This window comes from Gammaproteobacteria bacterium (assembly GCA_021648145.1).
Lineage (GTDB): Bacteria > Pseudomonadota > Gammaproteobacteria > JAADGQ01 > JAADGQ01 > S141-38.
On sequence record JAKITI010000004.1, the window covers coordinates 24,392 to 38,882 of the forward strand.

Here is a 14,491-nt window from a genome sequence, read left to right on the forward strand (position 1 = left end):
AAATCATATTAAGGTTAAAATGTCGGATTGCTTGTCAGGTTTTTATTGTTTTAAATTGGTGCAGATTGGGCTGAAAAAGTTCCTTAAAAGAAACGCTTACGAAATAACTTCTACACTTTGACTCTCTTTTATCTTCAGGGGTGTTATTTTGAATTTGATGGCAGTATAAACTGGATTGCATGAGCACGCATACAGGTAGGAGATGATTTAGTTAGATTTTTAGGTGATAATGCTGTTTTGTCTGGAGTGGCGGGTGTGCGATTGTTTCATCTTTCACCTTGGCGCCGTCCAGGCCGAAAGTAACGAATATTATCGTAATAACTCTCCCGCTGATTGTTCTCATCCCACCCTGGCATGCCTAATATAGGAAAAGGTGAGAGGTCTTTGGGTTTTTGCAGCGCGGCTCCTTTATTCAATAAAGGAGCGAGTTGTTTGTCGATCCAGGCAAGTTTCTCCGTGCTACTCATTTCAAAATAATCTTTTCCGCTACTCAGTAAAATGCAGTTGGCGGTCATGCCGATATAGGGTGCTAATCCTTTTTCGTAAACCGCATGGCCAAAGGGAATGCAGGAAAATTTCTGTGCTAACTCTTCTCTTCGTTTCCAGAAGAGTGTTTTCCACTGAAAGTCTCGCACCAATTGCAACAAGCTTTCATCACTGGAAACGAGCACTGCGCCTCCTTCATCAAAGAGTGAAAGCATATTTTCAACAGGGCTGCGCCTCCCTAAATCACCGCCGTGTTCAATACGCTGCTGGGCATAGGGGATATGCATAGAGTTGATAATGGCTTTCGTAGTGGGGAACATGAGCCAGCTGAGGTATTGAAAAAAATCGTGCCAGTTTTCCAGACGTGTCTGGATTTCTCCAGTGATGTATATGCGCGGTGCATAATGTTCATTAAAGTGCCCAGGTTTACCTGCTTGAGATGCGATAGTAATGGGTTGGTTGCTCAGTGTTTTAATCGGCTTAGGCCAATTGTCTAATAATTTTTGGTACTCCTTTAAACTCGGCCACTGTTGGTATTGGTCAAAGTATTCGGCTAAGTGTTGGAGTGGTTTAAATAGTGGAGAGCGTTGATAAAAACAGGGTTCCCAGTTGGGTAGTTTAAGCATATTTGTAAATATAGCCTTATTGTTGAACCTAAACCAATTGTGATAAAAAAGTTTTGGTAGGCACAATTACAGGGTGCTTTACATCAAATACATTTTTATCAATAAATTCACCATCAATGGCGACTTGAAACACATGATCTACCTTGAGTTGTTTTGCAAATACCTCGAGACTGCTGGAAAGCGGTTTATCCATGGAGGATTTAATCTCAACTATAAGCCATGGTTTGCCATCTTTTGAAACTAAAAAATCAACCTCCCTTAATTTTCGATCACAATCGGAGTTTACGACTACCATACAGGTGACCGCGCCGATGGATCCGTCGAAACAGCCTCCAGCCCTGCGGCCAATAAGGTCAATTTACTGGTAGAAACCGTTGCGCTCAACTATATGACTCTGCATGGTGAAACAGGGCAATTCAAGCATGCTGGATAGTTTGACAGCTTTTCAATCTATTGTTAACAGGACAATCTGAGTAGTGGGTTGATTCTGTGACTTGGTGAAAATTAACTTAGCTGATAAGGTGCAGGAATTAAAGTTCCACCCGAAGGGATAGAAGATGGAATCGTTCATTAGTAAATTTACTGAAGAGTTTGATTGGTTGCTTGGCAAAGTGGTCGCCTGGGGAGAGAGCCCTGAGTTCTACACGCAGATAGGACTGGTCGTACTGGCGATCATTGCCGCATCAATTTTTGCACGTTTTATTCGTAAAGCAACACCCTTTTTTCAGACTGAGCCTGAAGCGGGTGCTTTCCTGGTTTTGCGCCAAACATTATTTAAATTGCAAGCACTGCTGTTTCCTTTATTAATCGTCGTATTACTGGGTGCCGCAGTTCAACTGAGCGGTGCTTTTGTTGAGCAAAACTGGCTCATACGCATTGCCCAGGGGTTGGCAGTTATTGGTTTACTCTACACTGTCGCTGTGCGATACATTAGTAACCCGCTCCTTCAAACCTTAGTTAAATGGGTAGTGCTACCCATTGCTATGTTGTATGTTTTTGATTGGCTGGATGACACCATCACTCATCTTGACGGCATTGCCATTGAAGCGGGCAATATCCGTATTTCTCTCTACGGTATCGCGCGCGTATTGCTCTTTGGTGGAGTTTTATTTTGGCTTGGTCGTTTATCAAACAACGCTGGCCAAAAAGCCATTCGCAAACAAGAAGCACTTGATCTTGGTACACGCGAAGTTATGGCTAAACTGTTCCAAATTGCCGTGTTTGCCGCGATATTTATATTGTTGTTACAAGTCATGGGAATCAATCTTACCACTCTGGCCGTCTTTGGTGGTGCTTTGGGTGTGGGGTTAGGCTTTGGCTTACAACAAATCGCTTCAAACTTTATTTCGGGTCTCATTATATTGCTTGATCGCTCTGTCACAGTAGGAGACTATATCGAATTAGAAAATGGTCAATCAGGGACGATTCGAGAACTCAGCATGCGTGCGACAACACTCGAGACTTTTGATGGTAAAGACATTGTTGTACCCAATGAACAATTTATTACAACGACGTTCACCAACTGGACGCATCGTGATAAATTTCAACGCTATGAGATTGAATTTTCAGTCGCCTATAAGACTGATATGGATCAAATGTTGGAGATTGTAAGAAAAACAGTCAGAAGTCACCCGAAGGTGCTGGAAAAACCTGAACTGGCTGATGCTGAAATCAGTGAGTTCGGGGAATCAGGTGTCGATATTTTAGTGGAGTTCTGGATGGATGGTATTGATGATGGCCCTAACCACGTCGATGCTGATTTGAAACTCATGATTTGGCACGCGTTGAAAGAAAATAATATTGAGATACCATTTCCACAACGCGAAGTTAAAATAGTGGGAGAGATGAAGGGTTAGTCTGCTCAGGACAATGGCAACTAAGCTCATTCAATGTTTCTTGAATGGTAACTTATGTGGACTTCTTCACATGAGGAGCTGTTTTTGATTAAATCTTTCAGCCATACACGCTGTGATGGCCAGCAATAAGACTTTAAAGAGGGATTTAAAAGACTTGCAGTTCGGATGAAATCCTATCTGGGGATTTGGGCTACTGCTAGCACTCTCAGGATTTAGGTTGTATACTTTTCGGCTATTTTCACCATATTTTTCGAGGAAAAACTGCCTGTATGAGTGCATTAAAAAATGATCGCTACCTTCGAGCGCTATTGCGTGAACCTGTCGATGCAACGCCTTTATGGGTGATGCGCCAAGCGGGGCGCTATCTGCCTGAATACCGTGAAGCGCGTGCGCGAGCGGGATCATTTATGGATTTGTGTACCAATCCTGATTTGGCGTGTGAGGTGACTTTGCAGCCACTTAAACGTTTTGACCTTGATGCAGCGATTCTTTTTTCTGATATTCTGACCATTCCTGATGCAATGGGGCTGGGTCTCTATTTCGCTGAAGGCGAAGGCCCTCGCTTTAAAAAAACCATTCAGTGTGCGGCGGATATTGATGCGCTGGGTGTGCTTGATCCTGAAGTCGAGCTCCGTTATGTGATGGATGCGGTGCGCGTGATTCGTCGTGAATTGAATGGTGAAATTCCATTAATCGGCTTTTCTGGCAGTCCGTGGACTTTAGCGACTTATATGGTTGAAGGCGGTACAACCAAAGATTTCGGCAAAGTAAAAGGCATGATGTTTAGCTCTCCAAAAGAGATGCACCGTCTTTTAGATATCTTGGCGAAATCTGTTGTTTCCTACCTGAACGCACAAATTGCAGCGGGCGCACAGTCGGTGATGGTTTTTGATACTTGGGGTGGTGTGCTCTCTCCTCGTGATTACGAAGAGTTTTCACTGCGCTACATGGATCAGATTGTTAAAGGTCTTACGCGTGAAAATGATGGACGACGTGTGCCTGTGACACTGTTTACCAAAGGGGGCGGTGCCTGGTTAGAAGCCATTGCGGATACTGGGTGTGATGCCGTAGGTCTGGATTGGACAATTAATATCGGCGACGCACGCAAGCGCATTGGTGATCGAGTGGCTTTGCAGGGCAATATGGATCCGAGCATTTTATATGCATCGCCGATGCGAATTGAGAAAGAGGTCGGTACGATCCTTTCGAGCTATGGTCAAGGTTCAGGCCATGTTTTTAACCTCGGACATGGTATCCACCAGAAGATTAATCCTGATCATGTAAAAATATTAGTTGATGCAGTTCACGCGCAAAGCGTGCCCTTTCATGCTGGATAAAAAATAGATTTAATTGAGTAAAGAAGTAGTGACTAAAAATAGATACGGTTTGCCCGCCAAACATGGGCTGTATGATCCCGCAAATGAAAAAGACAGTTGTGGTGTAGGTTTTGTTGCGAATATCAAGGGTAAACCGGATCACCAAATCGTCGTAGATGCAGACCACCTGTTGCGTCGTATGGAGCATCGGGGTGGTTTTGGCGCTGAGCCGAATACCGGTGATGGCTCGGGAATGTTGACGACATTGCCGTATGATTTTTTACGCCGAATAGCGCGTGAGACATTTGATATTGAACTGCCAGAAAATGGGCTTTTTTGTGCAGGCAATGTCTTTTTACCCACCGATGCAAAGCAGCGTTTGCATTGTAAAAAAGTGGTTGAAGAGATTGTTATTGCTCAAAAGCAAACCTTGATTGGTTGGCGTGAACTGCCTGTTGATGCACAAAAAGCAGATATCGGTCAGATTGCCCGTGATGCGCAGCCACAGATCGAGCAGCTATTTATTTCTGCAGGTGAAGGTGTCTCTTCAGAAGCGTTTGAACGTGAGCTTTATTTGATTCGCAAACGTTGCAGTCGTTTGATTCGTAGTGACCAGTATCTTGCACAGGCAGAGATGTTCTATTTTTGCAGCCTTTCATCACGCGTGATTGTTTATAAAGGTATGTTGACTCCTGATCAGTTGATGCCTTTTTACAGTGATCTTGCAGACCCTGATTATGTCGCCCATCTGGCGATGGTGCATTCTCGTTTCAGCACCAATACATTTCCATCTTGGGATCGTGCGCAGCCGCTGCGTTTTATGTCGCATAACGGTGAAATCAATACCCTGCAAGGCAATAAAAACTGGATGGGTGCGCGTGAAGGGTTGGCTAAAAGTGACGTATTTGGCGATCGCCTTGAAAAACAGTTTCCGGTGATTGAAAGCGGTGGTTCGGACTCCGGTGGTTTTGACAACGTATTAGAGTTTTTATTGATGAATGGCCGCACATTGCAAGAAGCAGCAATGATGATGGTACCGGAAGCGTGGCAAGGCAATGAGCAGATGCCACAGGATAAACGTGATTTTTATAAATATTTTTCAGCGCTGATGGAACCTTGGGATGGCCCCGCTTCCATTGCATTTACCGATGGTCACTATGTCGGCGCAGTACTTGATCGTAATGGTCTGCGCCCCAGTCGTTATTATGTCACGCACGATGATCGAGTCATTATGGCTTCTGAAGTCGGTGTGGTTGAAATTGATCCCGCGAATATAAAGCACAAAGGTCGCTTGCAACCAGGCCGTATGTTTTTGATCGACTTTGAAGAAGGACGTTTGATTCGTGACGAAGAGCTCAAACATGATTTTGCAACACGAAATCCTTACGGTACTTGGCTAAAAAATCAGGTCATCACACTGCAAGATATCCATGCGGATAAAGAAGCGCATGGTTTTTATCCTGAGACACTATTGCCTCGCATGCGTGCTTTTGGTTATACCACTGAAACAATGCAGTTTATGTTGCTGCCATTAGTCAATGAGTTGCGTGATCCGGTGGGTTCCATGGGTAACGATGCCGCGCTGGCGTGTTTGTCAGATCAGCCCCGTATGGTTTACGACTATTTCAGACAGATTTTTGCACAGGTCACTAATCCAGCGGTTGATTCGATTCGCGAAGAAGTGGTGATGTCTCTTGAGTGTTTCATTGGGCCTGAAGGTAATCTGCTTGATACCACAGAAGAGCAGGTGCATCGCTTATTGTTGCCGCACCCGATTTTGCGTAATGAAGAGCTGACTGCGCTCAAACATATTGACCATCGTGGCTGGAAAGCCAAAACGATTGATATAACTTATCCAGAAGTGGATGAGGAGATCGGTTTATTGGTTGCGCTGGATCGCATTTGTGATGAGGCCGCAACATGCGTTGCCGATGGCTATAGTTTGATTATATTGTCTGATCGTAATATTGATGTTGATCAGGTGGCCGTCAGTACATTATTGGCAACAGGGGCGGTACACCAACATTTAGTAAAACGCCATGATCGTGCACGTATCGGGCTAATTGTTGAAACGGGTGAGGCGCGTGAAGTCCACCACCACTGTTTGTTGATTGGCTATGGTGCGGATGCAATCAATCCCTATCTGGCTTTTGAATCACTGTGGCAAGCACAGCGTGATGGTTTATTACCAGGCGAACGTTTCGATCATGATGACAAAATCGTCGATGCGTACCGTAAAGGTGTCGCAAAGGGCATGTTGAAAGTCATGGCTAAAATGGGAATTTCAACCTTGCAGTCATACAAGGGCGCTCAAATTTTTGAGGCTTTGGGTGTTGCAAATGAAGTGGTTGATTACTGCTTTAGCAATACAGCGAGTCGTATTAAAGGCGTTGGTTTTAATCTATTGGCTGAAGAGGCATTGCGCCGCCATCAATTAGGTTATGGCCATGAAGTGGTGAGCCTGCATAATCCTGGAGACTATCATTGGCGCTCTAAAGGTGAACGCCATATGTGGGATCCTGAATCGATTGCAAACTTGCAGGTGGCGGCTCGCACCAACAGTGATGCAGCGTATCGAAAGTTTGCGGATCATGCCGATGGTGAAGCGACAAAAAAATGTGCGCTGCGTGGTCTGTTGAAATTTAAAAATAACGTCAATGGTGGTTCAATTGCTATTGATCAAGTCGAGTCAGCATCGGAAATTGTTAAGCGCTTTGTAACGGGCGCGATCAGTTTTGGTTCAATCTCTGCGGAGAGCCATGAGTCACTCGCCATTGCGATGAATCGCCTTGGCGGTAAATCGAATACGGGCGAAGGCGGTGAAGATCCTGCACGTTGGAATACGATGCCCAATGGTGACAGCAAACGATCGAAAATCAAACAAGTCGCTTCAGGTCGTTTTGGCGTTACGATTAATTATCTGAGCAATGCTGACGAAATTCAGATCAAAATTTCACAAGGCGCAAAACCTGGTGAAGGTGGGGAGCTGCCGGGTTCAAAAGTCGATGAAGTGATTGCCAGAACCCGTCATTCGACACCGGGTGTCGGCTTGATCAGCCCACCGCCACATCACGATATCTATTCGATTGAAGATATGGCACAGCTGATTCACGATGTAAAAAATGCGAATCCATCGGCACGAATCAGTGTCAAACTGGTCTCTGAAGTCGGTGTGGGTACAGTTGCGGCAGGTGTGACCAAAGCATTGGCAGATCATATTCTGATCTCAGGTCATGATGGCGGAACGGGTGCATCTCCTTTGACTTCGATTAAACACGCCGGATTGCCTTGGGAATTAGGCTTGGCGGAAACCCATCAAACGCTGGTGCTAAATAATCTTCGTTCTCGTGTCACCGTGCAAACAGACGGTCAATTGAAAACAGGTCGTGATGTTGCCATTGCCACGCTGCTCGGCGCTGAAGAGTTTGGTTTTGCGACAGCGCCGCTCATTACACTGGGTTGTATCATGATGCGTAAATGCCACATGAACACCTGTCCAGTGGGTATTGCGACACAAGATCCTGACCTACGTAAAAAATTCTCAGGAAAACCCGATCACCTGGTGAACTATCTCTTCATGGTTGCAGAAGACATGCGCCGCATCATGGCTCAATTGGGATTTAAAACCATCAATGAGATGGTTGGCCGAGTGGATGTGCTTGAAGTGGATGATGCGATTGGGCACTGGAAATCATCCGGTCTGGATTTAACGCCGATTTTAACGCCTGCCAACAATGAATCAGGTGATGATGTTTATCAAACAATGCAGCAGAATCATGGTCTGGAACAAGCTTTGGATATGCAGCTGATTAAATTATCACAACCTGCGATTCAGTCTGGAAAACCTGTTCATATCGAATTGCCTGTAATTAATTTGAATCGTGTTGTCGGCACTATGTTATCCCACGAAATTGCAAAAAAATGGGGCGCGGATCTGTTGCCGGAAGATACCATTCACATCAAGCTGCATGGCTCTGCGGGTCAAAGTTTAGGTGCATGGTTAGCGAAGGGTATCAGCATTGAGCTTGAAGGCGATGCGAATGACTTTGTAGGCAAAGGTCTCAGTGGTGGACGTATTGTGGTCTACCCTGATTGTAAGAGTACATTTAAAGCCGAAGATAACATTATTATCGGTAATGTTACTTGTTACGGTGCAACGAGCGGTGAAGGTTTTTTCCGTGGCATTGCCGCAGAGCGCTTTTGTGTGCGAAATAGTGGTGCTTCTACGGTGGTTGAAGGTGTCGGTGATCATGCTTGTGAATATATGACCGGAGGTCGAGTGGTTGTATTAGGTTCGACGGGTCGTAACTTTGCGGCGGGTATGAGCGGTGGTATTGCTTATGTCTGGGATCCAAAAGATGAATTTTCAGATAAATGCAACCAAGCGATGGTCGATTTAGATGCTGTCGAAACGGATGCCGATATCAGTGAGCTGAAAGCGCTGATTGAAAAGCACCAAAAATATACTGGGTCAACGGTTGCCGAAAAAATTATTAGCGATTGGAAAAATATATTGCCTCAGTTTATTAAAGTGATGCCGCGTGATTACAAACGGGTTTTACTGGAGCAAGCACAAAAGCAGGCGGCGGAATAGGCTCCTGTTTAATACAGTCAAATGAAATATGCCGCTGTTCAGGTTTCTCTGAACAGCGGCTTTAGAAGTTATAATAGTAGAGATCAAAAAGTCATGGGTAAGCCAACCGGTTTTAAAGAGTTTACACGTCAAACAACCCCTTATCGCTCTGCAAAAACACGTATGGGTGATTATGGTGAAATTTATACAGTGGCCGATGAAAGCCTGCTTAAAATTCAGGGCGCACGCTGCATGGATTGTGGCGTACCATTTTGCCACTCAGATACCGGTTGCCCAGTTGATAACCTGATTCCAGAATGGAATGATCTTGTCTATAACGGTCGCTGGCGCGAAGCGTCCATGCGATTGCATGCGACCAATAATTTTCCAGAGTTTACTGGCCGAGTCTGCCCAGCACCTTGTGAAGGCTCGTGTGTTCTGGGAGTGATTGAACCGCCTGTTACCATTAAAAATATCGAACAAGCGATTGTTGATCGTGCTTTTGATGAACGCTGGGTTAAGGTTCAACGGCCTGAAATACGCAGCGGTTATGAAGTGGCCATTATCGGCTCAGGCCCAGCGGGTTTGGCTGCTGCGGAGCAGTTAAATCTTGCAGGTCATCTGGTCACAGTCTTTGAACGTGCCGATCGTATCGGTGGTTTGCTGATGTACGGCATTCCCAATATGAAGTTGGATAAAGAACTTATTAATCGCCGTGTACAGTTGATGCGTGATGCGGGAATTACCTTTGTTGTTAATGCCGATGTTGGCGGTGAGGGTGAAGGCAGTGTTGATGTGAATGAGCTGATTGAAGCTTATGATGCCGTTCTTTTTGCGACAGGCGCAACTCAGCCACGAGACCTTCCGATTGAAAATCGTTCATTGCAAGGCGTTGAGTTTGCAATGGATTTTCTGACTGCAAATACTCGCAGTTACCTTGACTCCCATTTAGAAGATGGCAACTATATCTCAGCTAAAGATAAAAATGTTGTGGTCATTGGTGGCGGTGATACGGGTACAGACTGTATTGCAACTGCGCTACGTCACGGTTGTACTTCGGTGGTTAATTTTGAATTGATGTCCGAGCCTCCAGTAAAACGTGCTGAAAACAATCCGTGGCCTGAGTGGCCGCTGATTCTCAGAACAGACTATGGTCATGAAGAAGCCATTGAACGTGATGGCGATGATCCTCGTTGCTATAATTTATTAAGCAAAGGCTTTGTCGGTGATGATAGTGGTCATGTGACTGCGATTAAAACCGTAGAAGTTGAGTGGAGCAAAGAGTCTGGTCAATGGAAGATGAGCGAAAAAGCAGGCACAGAAAAAACCTGGCAAACAGATTTAGTGTTACTTTCTATGGGGTTTGTCAGCCCAGAGCACTATATCAGTGAAGCAAGTGGGGTCGATCTGGATCAGCGGGGAAACTATAAAGCGGATTATGATCAATATAACACCAATGTAGAAAAGGTCTTCACCGCAGGTGATTGTCGCCGAGGTCAGTCTCTGGTCGTTTGGGCGATTAATGAAGGGCGTGGCGTGGCGCGTGAAATTGACCGTTTTTTGATAGGTGAGAGTGATTTGCCTTAGAGTTGATGTGGAGGTAGGATTGACCCCTTATCGAACCTGGATTAAATGGGTGTAATAAAGCAATGACGAGTAAAAATACAAAGACCGAGCCTGCTCAAAAAATTGACCATGGTTCTGCAGCATTTGTAGCAAAATACGCAGGTCGCGATATTCAAGCAGGTGTGATCACAGCAACGATGGCCATTCCATTGTCCATCGGAATTGCGATGATGTCCGATTATCCCATTCAAGTTGGCTTAGCAACCGTTGCATTTGCCTCTTTTATTGGTTTCTTATTTGCTTGGTTTCGTCCGGGTAACTTTATTGGAGCCCCAGGGATTGCGGCGGGGTTAGCGCCCATTCTTGCCATGGGGGTTGCCTCGTTTGGCCTTGAAAACATGGCTTTCATTATTTTTATGACGGCCAGCTTTCAAGCCGTGATATGGCGGTTTAATTGGCAACGCTATCTTTTAATGGCGGTTCCACCTTATTTAGTGGAAGGTTTGTTAGCCGGAATTGGTTTAAAGATTGCTCTTAAATTTTTACCTTTTCTCTGGATGTTACCCGTTGGAGTTGCGGTGAGTGAAGAGTTTTGGCTGGATTCTCGAATTCAAGTCATCATACTGTCGGTTATTGGAGCGATCTTATTTCTTGCGTTATTTAAGAAATTTAAAGACACCAAACCCGCGTTACCCTATTTTGCATTGATTGTGTTTGGTATTGTGGCTTCTCAACTCATTGAAGTTAAAATGCTCATGGTCGAAGACATTGGGTTAGAGCTTAGATTACCGATACCCGAGTTTGATACTGTGTATTTGTGGCTCTATGCCATTGTTTTCTCTTTAATGCTTGCGGTGGTAGATGTGATTGAGCAAGTCATGAGTAATGCAGCCATTGAAAAAATTGACCCCTTAAAACGACCTTGCAACTCAAACAACTCGTTATTATCTATTTGGGTCTCTAATATGGGTTCCAGTTTCTTTGGTGGAATGACAAACCTTGATGGTTTAGCAAAATCATCAACCAACCGTTTAGCAGGTGCATACACAAAGTTTTCTGTGTTAATTATCGGATTATTGATTGCCTTTTTTGTGTTTAATGTCCAGTATTTAGATAATTTACCTTACTTTGCATTGGCGATTATTATGACGTTTGTGGGCATCAAAATGATCTTAGGATTATTGCACGTTGCCACCCACGGACCTTATGCAGTGCTGCTTGCAACCGTTTGTGGCTTACTTGTCTTTTTGGTGGGTATTTTTGAAGGGTTGATTATTACGTTAGTGATTCACGCGGTTATCAGTTATGTTATTTTTTCCAAAATTGAGCGTATGCCAGGTCGTGCCATTGTAAGACAATACTTTAAAAAATTTAAAGACGACGAACAAGGGATAAACTAAGGTTTTTTAACAAACACCCTCGCAACGGTGCGCCCGTATTGGTCTTAGGATGGACTCCTTATTTAAAGTGCTCCCTAAGTATATGCCTGACATATGCCGTTGCTTATTTATACACTTCGTATCGCTTTCCATGGCAGTTAGCGGAAGTTTTCTCTACTTATTTACCATTAGCACCACAATGACAGGTTCCAGATAAAGGGTTTCATATAGTTGCCTGCTTTGTTGTTTAAATTGTGCCTGTTTTTTCATGTCATTAATATTTAATTGTGATGCTAATTCCTTTAATGCTGATCCCTCTCCTTGTTGGATAGATATACGCAATGCTTCAAAATTTTTATCGGTATAATTTTTAATCACAAGGCGTGCCTCTGTGTAGCTAAAGCCATTGATTTTTTTATCTTTTTGTTTGACAGAATACAACGAAATAAAGCGGTTTATTAAGGCATCGGTAACGATGTCTGAATTTTGGAAATAGTCGGCTTTGTTTGTGATTAAATCGTTCTTGGTTTCATCGCGCTTACCTCCTTTTATTCCCGTAACATCAAGGGCACCTTCAAGCGCCTTTCCGCCTCCTTGCATCACATCCTGACGAATAGCGAGATAATTCTTCGCAACATAGGAAGCGACTTTTTTTCGTTTGGCTTTATAAATGGTATTTTCAAAGGCTGAACCAATAATAGCGCCTGGGAGCTCTAATGGTGATGGTAAGTGGCTGGCACTATCACTGGCGCAAGCACTCAAAAAAAACATGAATACAGTGGCTAAAAATAGTAACTGACCGTATGGTTTTAAAAGTTTTTTATTTTTCACTTCGTCTTAATCCAGTTATTTGAAAAATTCAGGCCATTTTAACGTGATTAATCTCACTTTGTAGAAATTTTGTTAAGGTTGATGGCGGTACAGTTCAATCCCATGAAGCTTGTTTATTAAGATATCCAATAGAGATTTTTCTAACTCTTCGTATTGAAATGTATAGCCTGAATCCGCTGAGTATTTTATCATCCATAGTACTTGTCAAAAAATCCAGACTAACCAAATCAACGTCCATATTGACTTGAATCCACGATGGCTGAGCGCCAAGCTTCAAATTGTTCACGTCCTGCCGCGGCGACGATTGAGCGGGGTTCAAGGCTGGAGCGAAATACTGTTTCGCCCTCCAGTGTCATCGCATGGCCTCCAGCTTCAGCCAGGATTAATTGACCTGCTGCAATATCCCAAAGCTTCTGTTGGCCATGCAAATAGAGCTGCACTCTGCCCATAGCCAGCCAGCACCAATCCAAAACGCCCGAACCAAAACTTCGCTGAGAACTGTAAGGTATTTCACTGACCAGGCGAACGGCCAGTGTGGTTGGTAATCGCTTAAAATCAATCTGCGCCATACACTTTTCCAGAGGCAGCGTAGTATTATCAGGGTGCAGTGGCTTACCATTCAGCCATGCACCTTGACTATGAATGGCGCTGAAACACTCTTTTCGTAGTGGGTCATAAATAATGCCCAGCCGAATTTTTCCATCACACAATAGAGCCAACGAGACGGCAAAGCAGGGAATTCCAGAGGCAAAATTACTGGTGCCATCCAACGGGTCTAGAATCCAAAGTCCATCTCTGGATTCATTCAGTAACTTCTGCTGCTGCTTGGGCTCCATCTCTTCGCCTAGCACAGGAATTTTTGGCCACTGTTTATTTAATGTTGTGATCAAGGCATCCTGGATGGCATGATCCGCTTGGGTCACAATGCTACCATCACCTTTGAAATAGCGGGTCGTTTGACCAAAGCGTGGCAACAGATGCTGATGAGCGGCCGTTATCACTAAAGTTTTGAGCTGCTCCAGATCGGGTAATGATTTTTCTGGTTGAGTATTCATTATTTTTAGATCTCTTGTGAAACCGCGTAAACAGCCGATTCGTTTGGCTTGTGGCACAGAGCTGAGTCGTTACGAAAATTCCGAGCCAGGAATGAATGCCCTCGGTGACATGCCAAGTCGGTTTAATCGACGAGCAAACTTTTTATCATCAAAGGTTGCGATACGCTCACAAGATTTATAACTCGCATGATGCAACGCGTCGGCAAAATCCAATCCATCGGCTAAACCAGAGATTGCACTCACTACGGTTTCGCGCTCTTCCATCGTGATGTGCTTCATAGAGAGAAGGTGCTGGAATACACTGGCAATGTCATTCGGCTTAAAACCGTAATAACCGCGCATGACCCATTCAAGCTCAAGCAAAACAGTCTTACATACCATTAAAGGTCTGCCAGACTCGATAAGTGCGCGTGCGCAGAGGCGCTGTTTACTTTCTTCGCTGTCGCCGCTATCTTCAATGTAGTAGCGTGCTAAAACGTTTGTATCCAGACCAATCATAACTCGGCCTAATCTTTCTCTAGCAGCGCTGCGGGATCGAAATCGACGGGTACTGCTGAACGTCGTGCTTTTAACATACCAAAGCCGCTGGATGAAACATCCGCTGGTGTGCTCTTGATTTTAAGCTCTATATGGTCGTTTACCACCTCAAAGGATATCTTGCTGCCCTTTCTGATTCCCAACTGTTGTCGAATAGGTTTGGGAATAGTGACTTGGCCTTTGCTTGTTACAGACGTGTCTAACATTATTTTCTCAAAACAGGTAAGTAATACCTGGTAAGAATAGCGGGTTTTGAAAGTAAATGC

General features: G+C 44.4%; 11 protein-coding genes and 1 pseudogene. 6 read left to right on the forward strand and 6 right to left on the reverse strand.

Going from position 1 to position 14,491, the window contains the following annotated elements; all coding sequences use genetic code 11:
• Window positions 1-266 precede the first annotated feature (266 nt).
• Complete coding sequence (locus L3J70_03445) at window positions 267-1,112, reverse strand: DUF3025 domain-containing protein (protein MCF6235419.1); 846 nt, start codon at window positions 1,110-1,112, stop codon at window positions 267-269.
• Between the two features lie 28 nt (window positions 1,113-1,140).
• Entirely contained in the window at window positions 1,141-1,407 is a 267-nt protein-coding gene (locus L3J70_03450; protein MCF6235420.1) for a hypothetical protein, read from the reverse strand.
• A 9-nt stretch (window positions 1,408-1,416) separates the two neighbouring features.
• On the opposite strand from L3J70_03450, the pseudogene L3J70_03455 reads away from it, so the two are divergent.
• The 6 genes and pseudogenes from L3J70_03455 to L3J70_03480 all read left to right on the forward strand — a co-directional run bounded on the left by L3J70_03455 (window position 1,417) and on the right by L3J70_03480 (window position 11,823).
• A pseudogene (locus tag L3J70_03455) lies at window positions 1,417-1,585 on the forward strand (general secretion pathway protein GspF).
• Between the two features lie 84 nt (window positions 1,586-1,669).
• Window positions 1,670-2,968 carry a mechanosensitive ion channel gene (locus L3J70_03460; protein MCF6235421.1) on the forward strand — a complete coding sequence of 433 codons (1,299 nt, stop codon included), beginning with the start codon at window positions 1,670-1,672 and terminating at the stop codon, window positions 2,966-2,968.
• A gap of 269 nt (window positions 2,969-3,237) precedes the next feature.
• Window positions 3,238-4,305: a uroporphyrinogen decarboxylase gene (hemE, locus tag L3J70_03465; protein MCF6235422.1), complete on the forward strand. Its 1,068-nt coding sequence runs from the start codon at window positions 3,238-3,240 to the stop codon at window positions 4,303-4,305.
• Window positions 4,306-4,333: 28 nt separating this feature from the next.
• A complete protein-coding gene (gene gltB, locus L3J70_03470) occupies window positions 4,334-8,878 on the forward strand; it encodes a glutamate synthase large subunit (protein MCF6235423.1) in 4,545 nt (1,514 codons plus the stop codon).
• 93 nt (window positions 8,879-8,971) lie between these two features.
• Window positions 8,972-10,444: a glutamate synthase subunit beta gene (locus tag L3J70_03475; protein MCF6235424.1), complete on the forward strand. Its 1,473-nt coding sequence runs from the start codon at window positions 8,972-8,974 to the stop codon at window positions 10,442-10,444.
• Window positions 10,445-10,506: 62 nt separating this feature from the next.
• Window positions 10,507-11,823, forward strand: a complete 1,317-nt coding sequence (locus tag L3J70_03480) for a SulP family inorganic anion transporter (GenBank protein ID MCF6235425.1) — start codon at window positions 10,507-10,509, stop codon at window positions 11,821-11,823.
• 153 nt (window positions 11,824-11,976) lie between these two features.
• Here L3J70_03480 and L3J70_03485 read toward each other — a convergent pair whose 3' ends face one another.
• The 4 genes from L3J70_03485 to L3J70_03500 form a co-directional block, all read right to left on the reverse strand.
• On the reverse strand, window positions 11,977-12,633 hold the full coding sequence (locus L3J70_03485; protein ID MCF6235426.1) for a hypothetical protein: 657 nt from the start codon (window positions 12,631-12,633) through the stop codon (window positions 11,977-11,979).
• A 227-nt stretch (window positions 12,634-12,860) separates the two neighbouring features.
• Complete coding sequence (locus L3J70_03490; GenBank protein MCF6235427.1) at window positions 12,861-13,688, reverse strand: inositol monophosphatase family protein; 828 nt, start codon at window positions 13,686-13,688, stop codon at window positions 12,861-12,863.
• A gap of 69 nt (window positions 13,689-13,757) precedes the next feature.
• On the reverse strand, window positions 13,758-14,186 hold the full coding sequence (locus tag L3J70_03495; protein MCF6235428.1) for a type II toxin-antitoxin system VapC family toxin: 429 nt from the start codon (window positions 14,184-14,186) through the stop codon (window positions 13,758-13,760).
• Window positions 14,187-14,194: 8 nt separating this feature from the next.
• Window positions 14,195-14,431 (reverse strand): AbrB/MazE/SpoVT family DNA-binding domain-containing protein, encoded by a 237-nt coding sequence (locus tag L3J70_03500; GenBank protein ID MCF6235429.1) that lies wholly within the window; start codon window positions 14,429-14,431, stop codon window positions 14,195-14,197.
• Between the last annotated feature and the right edge of the window lie 60 nt (window positions 14,432-14,491).